Genomic DNA, 18,678 nt, shown 5'->3' with positions numbered 1-18,678 from the left:
AGTAAATAAAAAGGCTCATTGCTGAGCCTTTGTCCATGAATTGGGTTGAAGTTACAGTTTCTTGATGAAACGGCTTTCTACTTCAATGGTGAAGTCGTTGCTCTTGTCGTCCAGTATAAACTGAATCGTGCTAATTGGAGAGGAGAGCTTCTCGGGATCCACGCCAAGACTGAGTGGTAAGTTGAGAACTTCGCCTGGGTTGACCTGAATGGTTTGCTTACCATACCAAGTTACCTCACTGAGCCCCTTCACATCCAAGTGATATTCTTGCACTTGTTGAGTTTTGTTGATGATTTTGAGGGTGTAGGTGTTTTCCACTTCACCGGCACTGTTGACGCGGAACAGCTGGTTGCGATCGCGAATCACGCTGAGGCCCGCAGGGTCAACGGCAGCAATTTGTGCGAAGAACAAACCCAACATCACCAGCAATACCAAGCCATAACCGATCAACTTGGGTCGCATGACTTTGGTGTGTTTCCCAGATAGACGATGCTCGGTGGTGTAGTTGATCAGCCCTTTTTCATAGCCCATTTTATCCATGGTGGTATTACAGGCATCGATACAGGCGCCACAGTTAATACACTCGTATTGCAGGCCATCACGAATATCAATCCCCGTTGGGCACACTTGCACACACAGATCGCAGTCAATACAGTCACCTAACCCGAGCTGCTTCGGATCGGCTTTGCGTGAACGCGGGCCACGCTGTTCGCCGCGTTGACTGTCATAGCCGACGATAAAGGTGTCTTTATCAAACATCGCTGATTGGAAGCGCGCGTAAGGGCACATGTGCAAACAAACGATAGAGCGCATCCAACCTGCGTTGGCGTAGGTACAGATGGCAAAGAACATCACCCAGAAAACAGGCCAGAAGCTGGCGTTAAAGGTAAAGAAATCCACCACCAGTTCACGCACCGGGACAAAATAACCCACGAAGGTAAAGCCTGTCGCGAGCGCGATGGCAAACCACGCGATATGCTTGGCGCTTTTTCGCATGGCGAGATTGGGCGTCAGTTTGCCGGAATCTTGCTTGCGGCGCTTGTTGGCGCTGCCCTCGAGCTTCTCTTCAAACCAGATGTACATAAAGGTCCAAACGGTTTGTGGGCATAAGTAGCCACACCACACTCGGCCCAAAAAGGTGGTGATGAAAAACAGACCAAAGGCGGCAATCATAAACAGCAAGGCCAGCAAGGTCAGGTCTTGTGGGTAGAGGGTAGTGCCGAAAAAGTTAAATTGTTGGCTACCGATATCCAACAGAATCGCTTGGCGATCGCCGTAGGAAATCCACGGAGTTAAAGTAAATAGCAGCAGCAAAAACCAGCCACCATATCGGCGTAGTTTTTGGAATGTGCCTTTACTCTCACGTACGTAAATGCGGTTGTTTGGGTTAAACCGATCCCCCTTACCTTTGTGGGTCTTGGGGTTAAAGGTTTTCGGAGTCACATCTTTGATATCGATTTTATCCTGACTCATGGATTGATCCTTCTTAGGCTTTAATGGCGCAATTTCTCTTGGTTTGCGCTCACTGACTTTGCTCACAAATGCCGATGTGTTTATACACAATCAGGCTTTGCTAATATTTTAGTAAAAACTGATGGACGACGATTATACAATCAATAACATTTGTATTTCTTTAAGGCTATCAACCTTTAACAACAAAAAGCAGGACAATTAACGCAATTTTTCGCTGAACAGTGGCAGAAAATAAAAAAGCGACCAGAAGGTCGCTTAGTGAATGAGTTGTTAACTTATTTAATGATACCGCGTGCGCGTAGAATCGCTGTTTTGAAATCATCTTCTTGGTCTTTTTTCAGGCCTGGAATCATTTCATCTTTCGCACTGTTACGCATTTTTAGGTGGTAGATCAGCACATCGTCAGTCAGCTCTTCTAGCTTGCCGTGATAACCCGCTTCGCCCGCTAGCTTGACGATAAACTGCAGTAAGTTCATCTGTTGGTCTTTTTGCCATTCAGGCTCAAGCAGCTCGAGCAGCTCTTCAATACGGTGACACTTCATTTCTTTCTCCACAAATTTTATAGGTCTTTGGTGTAAAGGTATCAAATTGCTTGGCGAAGCAAAATAACAAACCGAGTGGAGAGAAAGAAAAAAGCGCAGCGATGGCTGCGCTTTTTAATTAAGCGGCTTGAACGACTTTAGCCGGAGTCTGCGGCATAAGTGCATTTTTCTCGACCAAGGTCATACCTGAAGCCGTTTTTTTGCTTGTCGGAGCTGCTGCAAAGCCGCTACGACGACGCATCGCACTGCGATTGGTGTGCGAGAACCTGACTGTTGTTGGGCGCATTAAGTTACCTAACTGTCAGGCATATCCATTGCCAATGTAATGGCCTACATTTTTATGAGTTGAGCTTCAGTTGAGTGAAGGTTGGCTCTTTCTGGCTTTCGCCAATCCAAATAAAAGTGCAGGAATAATGATATGCATGCATATCGAACATAGAGTAGCACCGTTATGCTGATCGATCGATAGTTGAGCAGTTGCTGCGATAAAAAAATGTCTGCAAAACGTTACAGTATTGATAAATATCCGATGAGATGTGAGCTAGATAGTAGTACCCAATCAGAAATTATCAGTACTATCAGAACAGCAGCAGGAGGTGCGTATGTCATTTTTGAAGAAAACCCTCGCCAGTTTTGGTATTGGAAGCGCGAAAGTCGATTCCATCTTACAGCAAGAAGTGCTTTACCCTGGTCAAGCGGCCAATATTAAGGTGCATGTTTATGGCGGTTCGAGCGAGCAAGAGATCGACAATATTCATTTGAAGCTGTGTTGTCGTTACATTGCGGAAGTGAAAGAAGATCGCGGCAGCAGCTCTCAAGGGCAGCAAACTCGTCGTGTACCACAAAGTCATGTGCTGGCCAGCTGGAGTCTGCCATACGCATTTGTCATCAAACCGAGTGAAGAGCGGGTGTTTGATGTCGCGTTAGACATTCCGTTCAACACCCCGATTACCATTGGTGATGCCAAAGTGTGGTTGGAAACTGGTTTGGATATCGCTTTGGCGATTGACCCAACAGACAAAGACATTCTCACCGTAAGGCCTGATCCTATGATGGACGGCATTTTTACCGCTTTGGAAGAGCAAGGGCTGCGTATTCGCCAAGTGGAGTGTGAAGAAGTGAAAGGCTTTGAACTGCCCTTTGTGCAAGAGTTCGAGTTTGTCCCAACCACAGGGCCATTTCATGGTCGTTGGCGTGAGCTGGAAGTGGTGGCGTATCGTTCTCCGAGTGAGCTGAAATTGTGGTTTGAAATTGATCGCCATCGTGAAGGGGGAAGAGGCATGTTGGCCAGCTTGTTAGGGTTAGGAAAACTACAGCGTGAGTTGGTGTTACCACTGAACTTATCGGCAAAACAGGCGGGAGAGATAGTACTGGGTTATTTAGAAGAAACGACCTACCATTCACTAACATGATGATGGTAAAGCGAAAAATACGCCCTCATTTTAAGCTGACATCAAATAACCAAAATTTAACCTTTTTAGCTTACACGTGTAAGCTAAGTGTGACATACTAGATCAACTATTCCATTAGAGGTTTCAGTGTATTTGCTATGTCAGTCAGTCAATATAGTGTGCGTGAAGAAGTGGCGAATGCGGTCACACACGGGTTAGGCATGATTTTTGGTATTGTTGGTTTGGTGATGCTGTTGGAGAAAGCCACGGAGCACCATGCCGACGGGCTGACCATTGCTAGCATGGCGATTTACGGGTCGAGCATCATTGTGCTGTTTTTGGCCTCGACGCTTTACCATGCCATTCCTCATCCTAAGGCGAAACGTTGGCTCAAAACCTTTGACCACAGTGCGATTTATCTGCTCATTGCGGGAAGTTATACCCCGTTCCTGTTGGTGAGTTTGCGCACGCCTTTGGCGATCGGCTTAATGATTGTGATTTGGTCGATAGCCTTGTTGGGCATCATTATGAAAGTGGCGTTTGTCTATCGCTTTAAGCGCTTCTCTTTGGTGAGTTATCTGTTGATGGGTTGGTTGTCACTGATTGTGATCTACCAACTGGCGATCTCATTAGACATTGGAGGCTTGACGCTGCTCGCCGCGGGTGGATTGATTTATTCGCTTGGGGTTATTTTCTATGTAGCCAAGAAGATCCCCTACAATCATGCCATTTGGCACTGTTTTGTATTGGCTGGTTGTGTGTGTCACTTCCTAGCGATTTATCTTTATGTGAACCCGGTTTAAACCGGGTTCTTTGTTTTGGGGCTGTAGAGAGCGCAGCTTCGACAACACCTAACGGCGCCAGAAAGCAGGAAAGAACAGCACCAATAAGGTGAGAATTTCTAAACGTCCCATCAACATGCCGAAACTGAGTAGCCACTTAGCGGCATCAGGCAGCGGGGCAAAGTTACCCGTTGGCCCAATGATGCTGCCCATGCCTGGGCCGACGTTGGCCACTGCGGTAATTGAGCCAGAAATACTGGTGACGGGATCAAGCCCCATCGCGCTTAAGCCGCCCGCAATGGCGATGATGGTAATGAAGAACATTAAACCAAACGCCACCACAGAGCGCACAATGTCATCATTCACTGGTCGTTGATTGTAGCGTTGGACAAAAATGCCTGATGGGTGAATCAGTTTCATGATCTGTTTATTCAGCAGTGTCATGGCGATCTGGAAGCGGAAGATCTTAATACCGCCAGAAGTGGAGCCTGAACACGCGCCAGCCATCATCAAAAACGCAAATAAGGTCGTAGGGAGTGCGCCCCAGGCGGTGAAATCCTCTAAACCAAAACCCGTCGTCGTCACCACAGAAACAATGTTAAACATCGCCACGCGCAGTGCATCGGCAATGGTATAACCGTCACGAATCACCAACCAAGCCGAAATGACCAAGCTGGTGCCTAAAAACAGGTAGGTAAAACCGCGTACTTGAGCGTCTTTGATCAAAGCATCTACGCGGCGTTTGCGCATCGCAGAAACAAACAACAAAAATGGCAAACCACCCAAGAACATAAATAAGGTGGCGACCCAGTGTGCGCCGTTAGAAAAATGGTTCATGGAACCGTCAGAGGTGGAGTAGCCACCCGTTGAAAGCGTGGTGAAGGAATGGTTGATGGCATCAAACAAGTTCATACCGGTCAGCAGGTAACCAATCAAACAGAGCCCGGTGAGTACCAAGTACACCACCACAATGTTTTTCGCCACGGTTTTGGCTCTTGGGCTGCTTTTGTCTGACCAATCAGAAGATTCCGTTTGGAACAGCTTCATCCCACCGACGTTTAGCATCGGCAACACCGCAACGGCCATCACAATAAAGCCAATCCCTCCGAGCCATTGTAAGATCGAACGCCACAGCAAAATACTCGGAGCCATGTTATCCAAACCGCTCAGCACGGTGGAACCGGTGGTGGTGATGCCAGACATGGTTTCGAAGTAGGCGTCAGTAAAGCTGATGTGGTTGATGAACATAAACGGTAGCGCGGCAAACGCGCTGGCAATGGTCCATACCAAACTGGTGATGAGGAACATATCGCGCACACTGAGTTTAAAGTGTGCGGTGCGGCCGATGCTCAGGCAGACAAACGCGGCAAAATGGGTGATCAACACCGCTTGGCCGAAATCAAGAAAGCCACCTGTACCGGTAAAAAAGGCCACAAGGGTAGGGACGTACATGAAAAGGGCGAGCTTAGAAAGCACTAGCCCAATCACAAACAGTACGGGACGAAAGTTCACCATAGGAAAATCCTAGAGGAAGAATGGGCTCGGCTGGAACAAGGCTTCGACGTCTGGTACGTATTTCTTATCGACCAAGAACATCACTACGTGATCATCTTGTTCAATCACGGTGCGGTCATGGGCAATGAGCACCTCTTCACCACGCACAATCGCGCCAATGGTGGTGCCCGGTGGCAGTTTGATGTCGCCAACGGCACGGCCCACCACTTTCGAGTTGCTTTCATCACCGTGTGCAACCGCTTCAATTGCTTCAGCAGCGCCGCGGCGTAGAGAGGAGACGTTAACGATGTCGGCACGACGAACGTGGGTCAAGAGCGCTGAAATGGTCGCTTGTTGAGGTGAAATGGCCACATCAATCACGCCGCCTTGCACTAGGTCGACGTAAGCACCACGCTGGATCAGCACCATCACTTTTTTGGCACCCATGCGTTTGGCCAACATCGCCGACATGATGTTGGTTTCGTCCTCGTTGGTCAGGGCGATAAAGACGTCGACTTGGTCGATGTTTTCTTCCGTCAGTAGCTCTTGATCGGCGGCATCACCACAAAACACGATGGTGTTTTCCAACTCTTCTGACAGCTTTTCTGCTCGCTGTAGGTTGCGCTCAATCAGCTTTACGCTATAGGTTTGTTCTAAACGCTTGGCTAAGCTGGCGCCGATGTTACCACCACCGACGATCATGATGCGGCGATAAGGTTTTTCCAGTCGCTGTAACTCGCTCATCACAGAGCGAATGTGGTTACTGGCGGCAACGAAAAAGACTTCATCATCGGCTTCAATGATGGTGGTGCCTTGAGGACGAATCGGACGACCTTGGCGGAAAATCGCGGCAACGCGGGTATCAATGTGAGGCATGTGTTCACGCAAGGCAGAAAGCGCGTTACCCACCAGTGGGCCACCATAATAGGCTTTTACGGCAACGAGGCTGACTTTTTCTTCCGCAAAGCTCACCACTTGCAACGCACCTGGGTATTGAATCAAACGTTCAATGTAGCTGGTCACCAGCTCCTCGGGAGCAATTAAATGATCGACAGGAATCGCGCCGGATTTAAACAGTGCTTCTTTTTGCGCCAAATATTGTGGCGAACGGATGCGAGCAATGCGGTTTGGGGTGTTAAACAGAGTAAAGGCGACCTGACAGGCTGCCATGTTGGTTTCATCGGTATTGGTCACGGCCACCAGCATATCGGCATCTTGTGCGCCTGCTTCATGCAATACGTCTGGGTGACTGGCATGGCCATTCACCACTCGCAAGTCATATTTATCCTGCAGCTCTCTGAGGCGATCGCCATCCTTATCGACGATGGTGATGTCGTTGTTTTCGCCAACCAGGTTTTCTGCCAGTGTGCCACCCACCTGACCTGCACCAAGAATAATGATTTTCATACTCTGTTCTCGTGATTCGAAAAAGGCGACTGAAGAGGCTTCAATCGCCCATTTACTTATGCTTGCTTAACCAGCACGGCATAGTAGAAGCCATCCATATCTTCCTCTCCGGGAAGAATTTGGCGACCAGGATTTTCGCGCTCAGAGCCAACCAGTTGTGCTGCTGGGGTTCTGGCGAGAAACGCCTTCACTTGCTCCACATTTTCCATTGGGGTGATTGAGCAAGTGGCGTAAACCAAGGTGCCACCTGGCTTGAGTTGTGCCCACATGGCATCAAAAATTTCGCTTTGTAACTGTGCTAACGCAGTGATGTCTTCTGCTCTGCGCAGCCATTTGATGTCAGGGTGACGACGAATCACCCCGGTTGCAGAGCAAGGTGCATCGAGCAAAATACGGTCAAATTGCTCGCCTTGCCACCATTGTTCAGGATTGCGTGCATCACCGCAAATCACTTTTGCTTGAAGATTGAGGCGTTTCAGGTTTTCCGTCACTCTTTTCAAGCGTTGTTCATCGCAGTCCAGTGCCACGACTTCACGAGCAGAGACTCGTTCTAAAATGTGCGCGGTTTTACCACCAGGTGCCGCGCAGCAATCGAGGATCAGTTCGCCATCTTTAGGTTGTAGATAGTTAAACGACAGCTGTGCGGCGGCATCTTGCACAGAAACCCAACCTTGCTCAAACCCTGGCAAGCTGTGTACATCACAAGGGGCGGCCAATTTTATGGCGTCCATCGCTTCACTGTGCAGAGTGCTATCAATGTTTGCATTTTTGAGCAGTTGCAGATATTCGTCGCGATCATGATGAGCGTGATTCACGCGTAGCCACATCGGCGCTTTGTTATTGTTGGCTTCAACAATCGTCTGCCATTGCTCAGGGTAAGCATCTTGCAGGATTTTCAGTAGCCAACTTGGGTGAGCGTATTTGCCGGCATTGTGGCTGACAGAAAACTCATCCAATGCTTGTTGTTCACGCTGATAGTTGCGCAAAACCGCATTGATCAAGCCGCGTAAGCGAGGACCTTTCAGCGCTTGTGCGCCTTCCACCGTTTCACCAACCGCCGCGTGTGCCGGAATACGCATGTGACCTAACTGGTATAAGCCAACCAAAATGAGGTGATGAAAAACACGTTGTTTACCTTTGAGAGGTTTATCCATCAACTTACCGGCAATGCTCTCTAAACGAGGCAGGTAGCGTAACGCGCCGTAGCAGATCTCTTGCAGTAAGGCGTGGTCGCGAGGGCGAATGGATTGTTGAGCTTCAGGAAGGGCGGTCGATAGAGAGTTGCCTCGGTCGACAACTTGATACAAGACGTTGGCAGCCGCAGCGCGAACATTCATGATGAGTACCTTAAAGTTAAAGAGGGCGTCTCTGCCCTCGTAAAGTTCTTAAACTGGGCAAAAATGCCCGATTGCTTGGCAGGTTAACTCAGTACACTGCCAACTTCAAACCAAGCGGCGCGAGCGTTGAGAACATCTTGTACTGGCATCGCTTTTTTGCCTGGAATTTGGATCTGCTCCAATACTAGGCAGCCATGGCCAGTGGCGACATAAATGCCGCTTTTATCCGCTTTGAGGATGGTCCCCGCGGGTGCGTCATGACTGCTGGCTTCGACGCGGCTTTGCCACACTTTAATACTGTTTTCTGCTACTTCGAAATGGCTCATTGGCCATGGATTGAAAGCACGAACACAACGTTCGATGTGCTCTGCATCGTCTTGCCAATTGATGCGTGCTTCTTCCTTGCTGAGTTTCTTGGCGTAGTTTGCTCGCTCGTCATTTTGCTTAATTGCGATGGCTGTGCCAGAGGCGATATCGGCTAAACACTCAACCAGTGCCACAGGGCCAAGTTTGGCCAATTTATCGTACATGGTGGCGCTGGTATCGCTTGCGTCGATCGGCAGCGTGGCAATTTTCAGCATGTCGCCGGTATCTAAGCCGATGTCCATTTGCATGATGGTCACGCCCGTTTCAGCATCACCCGCCCAAATAGAGCGCTGAATCGGTGCTGCGCCACGCCAGCGAGGCAGAATCGAGCCGTGGACATTGATACAACCCAATTTTGGTGTATCTAACACCGCTTGTGGTAATAACAAGCCATAAGCGACCACGACCATGATGTCAGCATTGAGATCCGCGAGGGCTTGCTTGGCTTCGTCAGACTTAAAGTTTTCTGGTTGGTAAACCGGAATGTTGTGTTCCAAAGCAATGGTTTTGACAGGGCTTGCCGTGAGTTTTTTCCCGCGACCGGCTGGGCGATCAGGTTGGGTGTAAACTGCAATGACTTCATGCTCCGAAGACAACAACGCCGCCAAATGTTGGGCGGCGAAGTCCGGAGTACCTGCAAATACAATACGTAAAGGCTTGCTCAAGGTACCTTCCTTCTTATGGTATCAGCGCAATTTAGCGCTGTTTCTCGTTAAAGCGTTTGATTTTGGCTAGCTTGTCTTGGATACGCTTGCGCTTTAGCGGTGATAGGTAGTCGACAAACAGCTTACCTTGCAGGTGATCCAATTCGTGTTGAATACAGATAGCCAGCAAATCATCGGCTTCGAGGGTAAATTCATGACCATCACGATCTAACGCTTTAACCGTGACTTCAGCGGCGCGTGGCACGAGTGCGCGGGCACCTGGGACCGATAGACAGCCCTCTTCAATGCCATCTTCGCCACGCTTTTCTAAAATTTCGGGATTGATTAACACCATCGGCTCGTTACGGCTCTCAGAAATATCAATCACCACAATACGTTGATGGATGTCGACTTGCGTTGCCGCCAGACCAATGCCTTCTTCGTCGTACATGGTTTCTATCATGTCATCGACGATTTTTTGGATCTCTGGTGTCACCTTTTCAACCGGTTTGGCTACTGTACGAAGACGATCATCCGGGAATGTTAATACTTGTAATACAGACATATGCACTCGAAATGTTGAACTGTGCCGAAACAGCACAAACCTTGTTGGCTCAATTCTAGACATTTTATAGCCTAAATGACAGCATCCTAGCAGCAATTTCCCATTTGTCGCTTCGCTAATCCATCTAGGAGTTAAGGCATGAACTCAGTGCTGCAAGCCGCTTCACGCGCATTGTTACCCTTGTTGTTTAGTGTGAGTGTGGCTGCCCAGGAGTCGCCAGCTCCGTTAAACATCAAGCCAGACGCACCTCAAACTTATGTCGTCGTAAAAGGAGATACCCTTTGGGATATTTCAGCGCTCTATTTGGATAGCCCTTGGTTGTGGCCGCGTTTGTGGCAGATCAACCCTGATATTGATAACCCTCATTTAATCTACCCTGGCGATAAGCTGTCGTTAGTTTGGAAAAACGGTCAGCCGATGTTGAGTTTAAAACCGGTGGTGACATTGAGCCCGAAAGCTCGAATCACGGAGAAAAAAGCGGTACCAACAGTGGATGAAGGGTTGGTTCTGCCTTATTTGCAATCTGACCGACTGCTGAGTAAAGAGAAGCTCAGCAGTGTCGCGCGCGTGATGGGAACCAGCGATGGACGAAAATACCTTGCCAAAGACGAGCGTATTTTCATCAGCGGCCAACAAACGGAAACCCATTGGGCGATTTATCGTCAAGTGCAAGAGTTTGAACGAGCAGATCCCGATGCCAACATGATCGCGCTACGTGTGGTTGCACAAGGTGAGCTTAAAGAATCGGCACAAGACTATTCCGGTATTGAAGTGACCAGTCAGCGACAAGAAGTATTGATCAACGACATTGCATTGCCTCAATCTGAAAACCTCGTCGAAGAACTGTCTACGACCTTTTATCCGGCGCCTGCCCCTCAAGATGTTGATGCCAAGATATTGGGCAGTATTGATGGCATCGATTACAGTGCACCAAGCCAAGTGGTAATTTTGGACAAAGGGAAAGTGGACAATTTACGCCAAGGGCATATTTTCGAACTCTATAAAGCCTCAAACAACGTTTATCGTAGCAGTGACAGCCAATTCAGCTACGAGAAAAGTGGTTCTTCCGATGAGATATCCTTGCCGAAAAGTCGCATTGGTGAGTTGATGATCATTCGTCCTTACGAATACTTCAGCTTGGCGTTGATCACCCGCAGTACTCAACCGATCAGCCGTGACATTTTGGTCGTGGCGCCAGTGCAAGTTGACGAATCAGTCACGGCGCAAACGCCTTGATGAGTCAAGATGAACTGCATGCTTGGTTAGCACTCAGTTTTACGCCCAATATTGGGGTTAAGAAGCTAACCAAGTTACTCAGTATTGATTCCCCGATCAATATTCTGCGTTATTCCCAAGAGCAGCTACTGTCGCTGGGGCTGTCGTCCCAGCAAATCATCACCTTGCGAAGTAGTGCTCAGCAAGACGCTGAAGCCGCCCTTCAATGGCAGCAGCTTTCCTCCCAGCATCATATTCTTACCCTTCATGATGGCCTATATCCGCCGCTGCTTAAGGAAACGGCTTCACCACCCTGCCAACTGTTTGTACAGGGTGATCCTCATTGTTTAACTAAGCCACAAATTGCGCTGGTGGGGAGTCGTCATGCGACCATGCAAGGGTTGCAACATGCTCGCGACTTTGCGGCTCAACTGGTACAGCATGGGTTGGTGGTGACCAGTGGTTTAGCGCTTGGGATTGATGGCCATGCCCATGATGGTGCGCTGACGGCGGGAGGCGAAACCGTTGCCGTTCTTGGTTCGGGCTTTCAACATATTTATCCCGCTCGCCACAAAGGCCTTGCCGAGAGAATTGGTCAGCAAGGTGCGCTGGTTTCGGAGTTTCGTCCCAATACTAAAGCCAAAGCCGAACATTTTCCTCGTCGAAATCGAATCATTAGTGGCTTGTCTCTGGGGGTTTTGGTGGTCGAAGCGGCAGAGAAAAGCGGTTCTTTGATTACCGCCCGTTATGCCGCTGAGCAAGGTCGAGAAGTCTTTGCTTTGCCTAACTCTCTCCATATTACCAATGCACGCGGCGGAAACTTGCTGATAAAAAGCGGAGCGTGTTTAGTCACTGGGGTAGAAGATGTGCTGAGTGAAGTGCAAACTTTGCTCGACTGGTCGACAAACCAACAAGCGGATTTATTTTCTTCCTCTAATACGGAAGAACAATTGCCATTTCCTCAGCTGTTAGCTAACGTAGGTAATGAGGCTACACCAGTTGATATTCTAGCAAACAGGACCAATATACCTGTGCAAGAAGTCATGATGCAGCTCTTGGAGCTTGAGCTTTCAGGGCATGTTGTTGCAGTTAACGGTGGCTATATTCGAAGGGGGAGGGGCTAGCTATGATGATGGATATACTGATGTATCTATTTGAAACCTACATCCATAGCGATGCAGATTTACAAGTGGATCAAGATGAGCTTGAAGACGAATTGCTTCGAGCAGGATTTCACCAGCAAGATATCTACAAAGCCCTTCTTTGGTTAGAAGAGCTGGCAGCATTACAAAAAAGTGATGATCATTCTGCGATTTCGCGTTGCAGTGCAATCTCTTCAACACGAGTGTACACACCTAAAGAGATCCAACGATTGGATCTAGAATGTCGCGGCTTTTTGTTGTTTCTAGAACAGATCAATGTGTTAACCACTGAGACTCGTGAAATGGTTATCGATCGAGTGATGGGATTGGAAACCAACGAGTTTGAACTTGAAGATCTCAAGTGGATTATTTTGATGGTGCTATTCAATGTTCCCGGCAACGAGAACGCCTACACGCTAATGGAAGAGCTGTTATACACCAAAGAGCAAGGCATTCTTCATTAAACTGTTCCGCGAATACGGTAGCTATGAGTAGTAAAATTGATCGCACTTTGTTTTCCGCTCACGAGCATGCGCTTGAGCATACGCCTTGTCCGCAATGTGCTGGAGAGTTGGTGTTAAAACACGGTAAGCATGGGGCGTTTTTGGGGTGTAATCAGTACCCACAGTGCGATTACGTCAAGCCCCTTCATCAAAATGATGGCCATATCGTCAAAGAATTGGGGGTTGCTTGCCCTGAGTGCGGGAACGAGTTGGTGCTTCGTCAGGGACGTTACGGCATGTTTGTCGGTTGCAGTCATTACCCACATTGTCATCACATTGAACCAATCAATCAGCCTGAACCTGAGCAGAATTCCAAAGCGTTGTTTGCTTGCCCTGAGTGTGGCAAAGGACACTTAGTTGAGCGTAAAACCCGCTTTGGTAAAACCTTCTATGCCTGTGATAACTATCCGAAGTGTAAGTTTGCGGTGAACTTACCGCCAGTCAAAGGGCATTGTGAAACATGCGGTTTTCCCTTGTTGGTCGAGAAGAAACTCGCCAGTGGTGTGAAGCTACAATGCGCAAGCCGCAAATGCCAGCATACTCAATCGCGTTGAGCTCACATTGAAAAGGGTCGCACATGACGACCCTTTTGCTATCTGTTTAAAAGCCGAAAGGGCGACTACGCTTGCCACTTTTTGGCAAACTCATGTACCGCTGGAAAGGCTTTCTCATCCAATACATTGGCGAGAGCACAAAGGCGGCGCTGTAGCTCTCCGCTGTAATCACCACACACGTTGATATGGCCCATTTTTCGACCTGCGCGTTTCTCTTTTCCATACCAATGAATATGGCAACCATCCATTGCCATCACGCTAGCGGGCAGAGTATCTTCACCAAGGATGTTGATCATTGAGGTTTCACGAACCAGCTTAGTGCTCCCAAGTGGTAAGCCACAAACGGCACGCAAGTGATTTTCAAACTGGCAAGTTTCTGCTCCTTGCTGGGTCCAATGGCCGGAGTTATGAACTCGAGGTGCAATTTCATTGACCAGCAATTGTCCGTCGACATCGAAAAATTCAAGCGCCAACACACCAACGTAGTTCAATGTTTCAGCAACAGCAGTAAACATGTGTTTGGCTTGCTCTTGTAGGTCCGGTGAGTCGATTGCCGTTGAAAGGCTTAACACGCCATTAACGTGAATGTTTTCTGCCAGTGGGTAGACTTCGATTTGCCCTTCTTTACCACGAGCGCCAATCAATGAAACTTCACGTTGAAATGGAACAAATTCTTCAGCGACAATCGCTTGAGTTGGCGTAGCAGCGATACAAGCTGCCATTTCTTGCCAAAGGGTTTCAATTTGTGCGGCATCTTTTAAGCGCCATTGCCCTTTACCATCATAGCCACCTAATGCGCTTTTCAACACCATAGGTATCCCAACGTGTTCAATCGCTTTATTGAAGTCTTCACGCGTTTCAATGACGTAGTAATTGGCATTGCGTACGCCCGCATGGTCAAGCAAGGCTTTTTCCAAACGACGATCACCACCAGCCTTAATCGCCTCACTGCTTGGAAGAAACTTGCCACTCGCTTGGCAGATCGCCAATACGTCATGAGGAATGTGTTCAAACTCTGCTGTGATCACATCAACGTGTTCAATCGCTTGCTCCAAGCCGTGACCAAGGAGATGCAATGTCAAAGGGTGAACGACATCACCCGTTGTCACATCGTAGGCAGAAATCTGAATATTCAAAGGCGCACCGGCTAACGACATCATGCGTGCCAATTGCCCTGCGCCTAGAACCAATACGTGCATGATTTAGTCCTCTGCAGGATTTGGGTTAGCGAGGACGCTTTCAGTTTGCTCACTGCGGAAGGCTTCAACTTTAGCCATGATATTTTCGTCGTGAGTTCCAAGGATTTGCGCAGCGAGAAGACCCGCGTTTGCGGCACCGGCTTCACCAATGGCCAATGTACCTACTGCGATGCCTTTTGGCATTTGCACAATAGAGTAGAGGGAGTCGAGCCCTGATAAAGCACGTGATTGCACGGGTACGCCCAAAACGGGCAAGCAGGTAAATGCCGCTGCCATGCCCGGCAAATGCGCCGCGCCACCTGCACCGGCAATAATCACTTTCAACCCACGTTCTTTGGCGGTTGAGGCATATTCAGCAAGGAGATGAGGAGTTCGATGTGCTGAAACCACTTTGGTTTCGTATTCCACGCCAAATCTGTCCAGCATTTCTGCTGCCAGTTTCATGGTTGGCCAATCTGATTTAGAACCCATGATGATACCGACTTTCATCTCAAACTCCTTCAAGCTGCATAATTGGGTGAGCTGATCAATTTTGTGCGCATTATACGAGGTTTTTTACCTCAAGCAAACGTTTGCGTTTGAGTGAAAACCACCATGCGCGTTTTTCGCTGGCATTCGGCTGGTTATTGGCTTATTTGTAATAGGTTGAGTGTCTAGAGAGAAGAAGTGGTGAGTAATTTACAACAAGTCGTGAAGGCGTTAAAGCAAGGTCAAGTGGTGGCTTACCCGACAGAGGGAGTGTTTGGCTTAGGTTGCGATCCTGATAATGAGGTGGCCATTGAGCGTCTTTTGACGATTAAACAGCGACCCAGTGACAAAGGCTTGATTTTGATCGCTGCTGATTTTCAACAGCTCCAACCGTATCTCGATTTAACAAGCTTGTCAGCGGAGCAACTTCAGCGAGTTTTTGCCACTTGGCCCGGTCCTTATACATGGGTCATGCCTGCAAGTGCTCGGGCATCGGCGCTCGTCACGGGCTATCGTCAGACCGTTGCGGTTCGTGTGAGTGATCATCCTTTGGTGCAAAAGTTGTGCAGTGAGTATGGAAAGCCGCTAACCTCTACCAGTGCGAATTTGTCGGGCCAAACGGAGTGTAAAACCGTTGAGCAGGTTCAAGACCAATTGGGCAGCCAGATCTCTGTCATTTTGTTTGGTGAGATTGGTGAGCGCCATCGACCTAGTGAAATCCGCGATGCTCGTACAGAACAATTATTAAGACAGGGATAACCCTGCTCAGCTTCAAAAGGTAGTTTAGATGTCCACAATAGATAAAGAAGCCGTCAAGCTTTACTTGATGCAGTTACAAGATCAAATTTGTCAACGACTTGAACAAGAAGATGGCAAAGCAACATTTATAGAAGACGCTTGGCATCGAGAGCCAGGAGATCGATTGGGTGGCGGTGGCCGGACGCGCGTTATGCGTGATGGCAACGTGTTTGAGCAAGGGGGGGTTAACTTCTCCCATGTGCAGGGTAATGCAATGCCAGCTTCTGCAACGGCGCATCGTCCAGAATTGGCTGGGCGCCGATTCGAAGCCATGGGCGTTTCGCTCGTCATGCATCCTCACAATCCTTACGTTCCGACATCGCATGCAAACGTGCGTTTCTTCATTGCTGAAAAAGAGGGGGAAGCACCGATCTGGTGGTTTGGTGGTGGGTTTGACTTAACTCCCTTCTATCCGTTTGAAGAGGATTGCCAATTTTGGCACAACACCGCCAAGGAAGTGTGCGCGCCTTTTGGTGCTGATGTGTATGCGCAGCATAAAGCTTGGTGTGATGACTATTTTTATTTGCCTCACCGCGGTGAAACTCGAGGCATCGGCGGCCTGTTTTTTGATGACCTCAATCAGTGGGAGTTTGATAAGTGCTTTGACTACATCAAAGCCGTTGGTGAAGGGTATTGCGATGCTTACTTACCCATTGTTGAGCGTCGTAAAGTGACAGAATATGGCGAGCGTGAACGCGAATTCCAGTTGTATCGCCGTGGCCGCTATGTTGAGTTTAACCTAGTGTATGATCGCGGGACTTTGTTTGGCTTACAAAGTGGGGGGCGTACGGAGTCGATTTTGATGTCGATGCCACCACTGGCTCGCTGGGAATACAGCTATGAACCGCAGGCTGATTCGCCAGAAGCAAGCCTTTACCAGCATTACTTAAAACCGAAAGAATGGTAAGAAAGGAATCTCCTCTTCTATTGCTCTTTTCTATATAGATAGATAGTGATAGGGTCATCGTTAATCAGATGGCCCTGTTTTCGCTATAGCTAAACAAGAGCGAAATAGCTCGGTAAGAACAACAAAGGTAAGGAAATGACTCAACAAATCGATCGTTATGCCGTGTTTGGTAACCCTATCGAACACAGTAAATCGCCATTTATTCACACCTTGTTTGCTCGCCAAACCAACCAGCCTTTAATCTACACCGCAGAAACCGCGCCAAAAGAGGGGTTTGTTGAGGCAGTGAAAGCGTTTTTTGCTGAAGGGGGAAAAGGGTGCAATGTGACTTTACCTTTTAAGGAAGAGGCGTATCAGTTTGCGAGTCGTTTAACAGAGCGAGCCCAATTGGCTGGCGCAGTGAATACACTAAAAAAACTGGATGATGGCGATATCATTGGTGACAACACTGATGGCGCTGGCCTTGTGCAAGACTTGTTGCAGCACCAAGTTGTGTTAGCAGGTGCACGTATTCTAGTGATAGGCGCTGGTGGTGCCGCTCGTGGCGTGCTTAAACCACTACTCGACCAGAAACCAACCTCTCTCACCATTACGAATCGTACTTTCTCTAAAGCTGAAGAACTGGCTGTGTTGTTTGCTGCCTATGGATCTGTTATCGCAAAAGAGATGAATACAGTGACGGAAGAGTACGATGTTATTATCAACTCTACGTCTGCCTCATTGAGTGGTGAGTTACCTGCCCTCTCTTCATCTATATTTGCCGCCAACAGTACTAGCTATGACATGATGTATGGCAAGGGCGATACCACCTTCAATCAATGGGCTAAGCAACACGGCGCTGCTCATGCCTATGACGGGTTGGGTATGTTGGTTGGGCAAGCTGCCGAAAGTTTCATGCTATGGAGAGGGTTGCGTCCCGGGTCTAAACAAATCTTGCGCGAGTTAAGAAAAAATCTTGAAGGGCTATAAGCGATGAATCAAGCCATCTTATTTCCAGACATGCAATCTTGGGATGAAGCGTCACAATCAGTGAACTTCGCCGCGCAACAATCGGGTGCACTAATAGAGTGTTTTGTGGCGAAACATAAGCTAGAAAAATTATCGGGCTTAGAGCTCGATACTGAGCAAGCGGTGATCGCTGCTTTTATTGATTACCGATTTGATCTGGAAGAAATAGCAGAAGAGTTAATAGAAGATGAAGCCTTCAACGAAGAAGGCCATATCATTATCGATTAGTTTATCTTTCATGAAGGTCTTTTACTTCAGTTAAATAGTCATTCTTGTTTTGGACATAGTTGTCCGCTGACTTTAGTAAAAAAGCTCGTTCTTTCTCTGATAGAGGGCGAGCTTGTTTTACTGGGCTACCAACATAAAGATAGCCGCTTTCTAATCTTTTCCCTGGCGGTACTAGACTGCCCGCACCAATCATCACGTCCGATTCAACCACGACAGCATCTAAAACAATCGCCCCCATACCAACCAACACACGATCGTGAATATCGCAGCCGTGCAGCATCACTTTGTGGCCAATGGTCACGTCATTACCAATCAGCAAAGGGTAGCCATGAGGATTTTCTGCGTTTTTATGGGTTACGTGCAGCACGCTGCCATCTTGAATGTTAGTGCGAGCGCCAATGTGGATATGGTTAACATCGCCACGTGCCGCAACCAATGGCCAAATACTCGAATCATCACCTATTCGAATATCACCGACAATGACTGAGGTTGAATCGATATAGACGCGTTCGCCTATTTGGGGATGAATGCCTTTATAACTTCTAATCGAACTCATTTTTCCTCCTAATAAAGCCTGATGAATGGTGATATCGGGTGAGAAGAGTAGCAAAAACTCATCGTTTAGAATAAAAAACACTCAAACGATAGAAAAATC

The 18,678-nt window shown here is 48.2% G+C and carries 21 protein-coding genes; 10 read left to right on the top strand and 11 right to left on the bottom strand.

Going from position 1 to position 18,678, the window contains the following annotated elements; translation table 11 throughout:
- Window positions 1-51: 51 nt before the first annotated feature.
- The 3 genes from ccoG to PQQ36_RS19180 all read right to left on the bottom strand — a co-directional run bounded on the left by ccoG (window position 52) and on the right by PQQ36_RS19180 (window position 2,301).
- On the bottom strand, window positions 52-1,473 hold the full coding sequence (ccoG, locus tag PQQ36_RS19190) for a cytochrome c oxidase accessory protein CcoG (protein ID WP_130268260.1): 1,422 nt from the start codon (window positions 1,471-1,473) through the stop codon (window positions 52-54).
- Window positions 1,474-1,748: 275 nt separating this feature from the next.
- Window positions 1,749-2,015, bottom strand: a complete 267-nt coding sequence (locus PQQ36_RS19185) for a YihD family protein (protein WP_013570883.1) — start codon at window positions 2,013-2,015, stop codon at window positions 1,749-1,751.
- Window positions 2,016-2,133: 118 nt separating this feature from the next.
- Complete coding sequence (locus tag PQQ36_RS19180; protein WP_011079074.1) at window positions 2,134-2,301, bottom strand: hypothetical protein; 168 nt, start codon at window positions 2,299-2,301, stop codon at window positions 2,134-2,136.
- Window positions 2,302-2,617: 316 nt separating this feature from the next.
- On the opposite strand from PQQ36_RS19180, the gene PQQ36_RS19175 reads away from it, so the two are divergent.
- Together PQQ36_RS19175 and trhA are read left to right on the top strand one after the other, a co-directional pair.
- On the top strand, window positions 2,618-3,427 hold the full coding sequence (locus tag PQQ36_RS19175) for a sporulation protein (RefSeq protein ID WP_165387327.1): 810 nt from the start codon (window positions 2,618-2,620) through the stop codon (window positions 3,425-3,427).
- Between the two features lie 137 nt (window positions 3,428-3,564).
- Window positions 3,565-4,209 carry a PAQR family membrane homeostasis protein TrhA gene (trhA, locus tag PQQ36_RS19170; RefSeq protein ID WP_130268258.1) on the top strand — a complete coding sequence of 215 codons (645 nt, stop codon included), beginning with the start codon at window positions 3,565-3,567 and terminating at the stop codon, window positions 4,207-4,209.
- Between the two features lie 48 nt (window positions 4,210-4,257).
- Here the strand turns inward: trhA and PQQ36_RS19165 are convergent, their stop codons facing one another.
- The 5 genes from PQQ36_RS19165 to def all read right to left on the bottom strand — a co-directional run bounded on the left by PQQ36_RS19165 (window position 4,258) and on the right by def (window position 10,001).
- On the bottom strand, window positions 4,258-5,703 hold the full coding sequence (locus PQQ36_RS19165) for a TrkH family potassium uptake protein (RefSeq protein WP_013570886.1): 1,446 nt from the start codon (window positions 5,701-5,703) through the stop codon (window positions 4,258-4,260).
- Between the two features lie 9 nt (window positions 5,704-5,712).
- Window positions 5,713-7,089: a Trk system potassium transporter TrkA gene (gene trkA, locus PQQ36_RS19160; protein ID WP_011079078.1), complete on the bottom strand. Its 1,377-nt coding sequence runs from the start codon at window positions 7,087-7,089 to the stop codon at window positions 5,713-5,715.
- A 56-nt stretch (window positions 7,090-7,145) separates the two neighbouring features.
- Window positions 7,146-8,426, bottom strand: a complete 1,281-nt coding sequence (gene rsmB / locus PQQ36_RS19155; protein ID WP_045598841.1) for a 16S rRNA (cytosine(967)-C(5))-methyltransferase RsmB — start codon at window positions 8,424-8,426, stop codon at window positions 7,146-7,148.
- A gap of 83 nt (window positions 8,427-8,509) precedes the next feature.
- The gene (gene fmt, locus PQQ36_RS19150; RefSeq protein WP_072605782.1) at window positions 8,510-9,457 is read right to left on the bottom strand and encodes a methionyl-tRNA formyltransferase; all 948 of its coding nucleotides are present in this window, start codon (window positions 9,455-9,457) and stop codon (window positions 8,510-8,512) included.
- Window positions 9,458-9,488: 31 nt separating this feature from the next.
- The gene (def, locus tag PQQ36_RS19145) at window positions 9,489-10,001 is read right to left on the bottom strand and encodes a peptide deformylase (protein WP_011079081.1); all 513 of its coding nucleotides are present in this window, start codon (window positions 9,999-10,001) and stop codon (window positions 9,489-9,491) included.
- Between the two features lie 138 nt (window positions 10,002-10,139).
- Between def and PQQ36_RS19140 the strand changes: the two genes are divergently transcribed.
- The 4 genes from PQQ36_RS19140 to PQQ36_RS19125 are packed head-to-tail and all read left to right on the top strand — an operon-like array spanning window position 10,140 to window position 13,415.
- The gene (locus PQQ36_RS19140) at window positions 10,140-11,237 is read left to right on the top strand and encodes a LysM peptidoglycan-binding domain-containing protein (protein ID WP_011079082.1); all 1,098 of its coding nucleotides are present in this window, start codon (window positions 10,140-10,142) and stop codon (window positions 11,235-11,237) included.
- Window positions 11,237-12,340 (top strand): DNA-processing protein DprA, encoded by a 1,104-nt coding sequence (gene dprA / locus PQQ36_RS19135; protein WP_225470933.1) that lies wholly within the window; start codon window positions 11,237-11,239, stop codon window positions 12,338-12,340. Before PQQ36_RS19140 ends, dprA begins: the two co-directional genes overlap by 1 nt.
- Window positions 12,341-12,342: 2 nt before the next feature.
- On the top strand, window positions 12,343-12,822 hold the full coding sequence (locus PQQ36_RS19130; protein WP_039555010.1) for a DUF494 family protein: 480 nt from the start codon (window positions 12,343-12,345) through the stop codon (window positions 12,820-12,822).
- 23 nt (window positions 12,823-12,845) lie between these two features.
- Window positions 12,846-13,415 (top strand): DNA topoisomerase family protein, encoded by a 570-nt coding sequence (locus tag PQQ36_RS19125; RefSeq protein ID WP_039555009.1) that lies wholly within the window; start codon window positions 12,846-12,848, stop codon window positions 13,413-13,415.
- Window positions 13,416-13,480: 65 nt separating this feature from the next.
- Here the strand turns inward: PQQ36_RS19125 and PQQ36_RS19120 are convergent, their stop codons facing one another.
- Both PQQ36_RS19120 and purE read right to left on the bottom strand, forming a co-directional pair.
- A complete protein-coding gene (locus tag PQQ36_RS19120) occupies window positions 13,481-14,614 on the bottom strand; it encodes a 5-(carboxyamino)imidazole ribonucleotide synthase (RefSeq protein ID WP_039555007.1) in 1,134 nt (377 codons plus the stop codon).
- A gap of 3 nt (window positions 14,615-14,617) precedes the next feature.
- Window positions 14,618-15,103: a 5-(carboxyamino)imidazole ribonucleotide mutase gene (gene purE, locus PQQ36_RS19115; protein WP_157401946.1), complete on the bottom strand. Its 486-nt coding sequence runs from the start codon at window positions 15,101-15,103 to the stop codon at window positions 14,618-14,620.
- A 180-nt stretch (window positions 15,104-15,283) separates the two neighbouring features.
- On the opposite strand from purE, the gene PQQ36_RS19110 reads away from it, so the two are divergent.
- From PQQ36_RS19110 to PQQ36_RS19095, 4 genes are all read left to right on the top strand, one after another.
- On the top strand, window positions 15,284-15,841 hold the full coding sequence (locus PQQ36_RS19110; RefSeq protein WP_013570891.1) for an L-threonylcarbamoyladenylate synthase: 558 nt from the start codon (window positions 15,284-15,286) through the stop codon (window positions 15,839-15,841).
- Window positions 15,842-15,869: 28 nt separating this feature from the next.
- Window positions 15,870-16,787 (top strand): oxygen-dependent coproporphyrinogen oxidase, encoded by a 918-nt coding sequence (hemF, locus tag PQQ36_RS19105; RefSeq protein WP_273662224.1) that lies wholly within the window; start codon window positions 15,870-15,872, stop codon window positions 16,785-16,787.
- Between the two features lie 135 nt (window positions 16,788-16,922).
- Window positions 16,923-17,756 (top strand): shikimate dehydrogenase, encoded by an 834-nt coding sequence (gene aroE, locus PQQ36_RS19100; protein WP_039555001.1) that lies wholly within the window; start codon window positions 16,923-16,925, stop codon window positions 17,754-17,756.
- Between the two features lie 3 nt (window positions 17,757-17,759).
- Window positions 17,760-18,023, top strand: a complete 264-nt coding sequence (locus PQQ36_RS19095) for a DUF1488 domain-containing protein (protein WP_011079091.1) — start codon at window positions 17,760-17,762, stop codon at window positions 18,021-18,023.
- Window position 18,024: 1 nt separating this feature from the next.
- Here PQQ36_RS19095 and PQQ36_RS19090 read toward each other — a convergent pair whose 3' ends face one another.
- Entirely contained in the window at window positions 18,025-18,579 is a 555-nt protein-coding gene (locus tag PQQ36_RS19090; RefSeq protein WP_039554999.1) for a gamma carbonic anhydrase family protein, read from the bottom strand.
- Between the last annotated feature and the right edge of the window lie 99 nt (window positions 18,580-18,678).

This window comes from Vibrio sp. CCUG 15886 (assembly GCF_028570825.1).
Lineage (GTDB): Bacteria > Pseudomonadota > Gammaproteobacteria > Enterobacterales > Vibrionaceae > Vibrio > Vibrio vulnificus_B.
Note: the sequence above shows the minus strand (reverse complement) of the source record. Positions and strands in the feature narration are given on the sequence as shown.

What these genes read in the sequence shown, in the direction of transcription:
- ccoG (WP_130268260.1), bottom strand. Translation starts at nt 1,473, where the DNA reads ATGAGTCAGGATAAAATCGATATCAAAGATGTGACTCCGAAAACCTTT.
- PQQ36_RS19185 (WP_013570883.1), bottom strand. Translation starts at nt 2,015, where the DNA reads ATGAAGTGTCACCGTATTGAAGAGCTGCTCGAGCTGCTTGAGCCTGAA.
- PQQ36_RS19180 (WP_011079074.1), bottom strand. Translation starts at nt 2,301, where the DNA reads ATGCGCCCAACAACAGTCAGGTTCTCGCACACCAATCGCAGTGCGATG.
- PQQ36_RS19175 (WP_165387327.1), top strand. Translation starts at nt 2,618, where the DNA reads ATGTCATTTTTGAAGAAAACCCTCGCCAGTTTTGGTATTGGAAGCGCG.
- trhA (WP_130268258.1), top strand. Translation starts at nt 3,565, where the DNA reads ATGTCAGTCAGTCAATATAGTGTGCGTGAAGAAGTGGCGAATGCGGTC.
- PQQ36_RS19165 (WP_013570886.1), bottom strand. Translation starts at nt 5,703, where the DNA reads ATGGTGAACTTTCGTCCCGTACTGTTTGTGATTGGGCTAGTGCTTTCT.
- trkA (WP_011079078.1), bottom strand. Translation starts at nt 7,089, where the DNA reads ATGAAAATCATTATTCTTGGTGCAGGTCAGGTGGGTGGCACACTGGCA.
- rsmB (WP_045598841.1), bottom strand. Translation starts at nt 8,426, where the DNA reads ATGAATGTTCGCGCTGCGGCTGCCAACGTCTTGTATCAAGTTGTCGAC.
- def (WP_011079081.1), bottom strand. Translation starts at nt 10,001, where the DNA reads ATGTCTGTATTACAAGTATTAACATTCCCGGATGATCGTCTTCGTACA.
- PQQ36_RS19140 (WP_011079082.1), top strand. Translation starts at nt 10,140, where the DNA reads ATGAACTCAGTGCTGCAAGCCGCTTCACGCGCATTGTTACCCTTGTTG.
- dprA (WP_225470933.1), top strand. Translation starts at nt 11,237, where the DNA reads ATGAGTCAAGATGAACTGCATGCTTGGTTAGCACTCAGTTTTACGCCC.
- PQQ36_RS19130 (WP_039555010.1), top strand. Translation starts at nt 12,343, where the DNA reads ATGATGATGGATATACTGATGTATCTATTTGAAACCTACATCCATAGC.
- PQQ36_RS19125 (WP_039555009.1), top strand. Translation starts at nt 12,846, where the DNA reads ATGAGTAGTAAAATTGATCGCACTTTGTTTTCCGCTCACGAGCATGCG.
- PQQ36_RS19120 (WP_039555007.1), bottom strand. Translation starts at nt 14,614, where the DNA reads ATGCACGTATTGGTTCTAGGCGCAGGGCAATTGGCACGCATGATGTCG.
- purE (WP_157401946.1), bottom strand. Translation starts at nt 15,103, where the DNA reads ATGAAAGTCGGTATCATCATGGGTTCTAAATCAGATTGGCCAACCATG.
- hemF (WP_273662224.1), top strand. Translation starts at nt 15,870, where the DNA reads ATGTCCACAATAGATAAAGAAGCCGTCAAGCTTTACTTGATGCAGTTA.
- aroE (WP_039555001.1), top strand. Translation starts at nt 16,923, where the DNA reads ATGACTCAACAAATCGATCGTTATGCCGTGTTTGGTAACCCTATCGAA.
- PQQ36_RS19095 (WP_011079091.1), top strand. Translation starts at nt 17,760, where the DNA reads ATGAATCAAGCCATCTTATTTCCAGACATGCAATCTTGGGATGAAGCG.
- PQQ36_RS19090 (WP_039554999.1), bottom strand. Translation starts at nt 18,579, where the DNA reads ATGAGTTCGATTAGAAGTTATAAAGGCATTCATCCCCAAATAGGCGAA.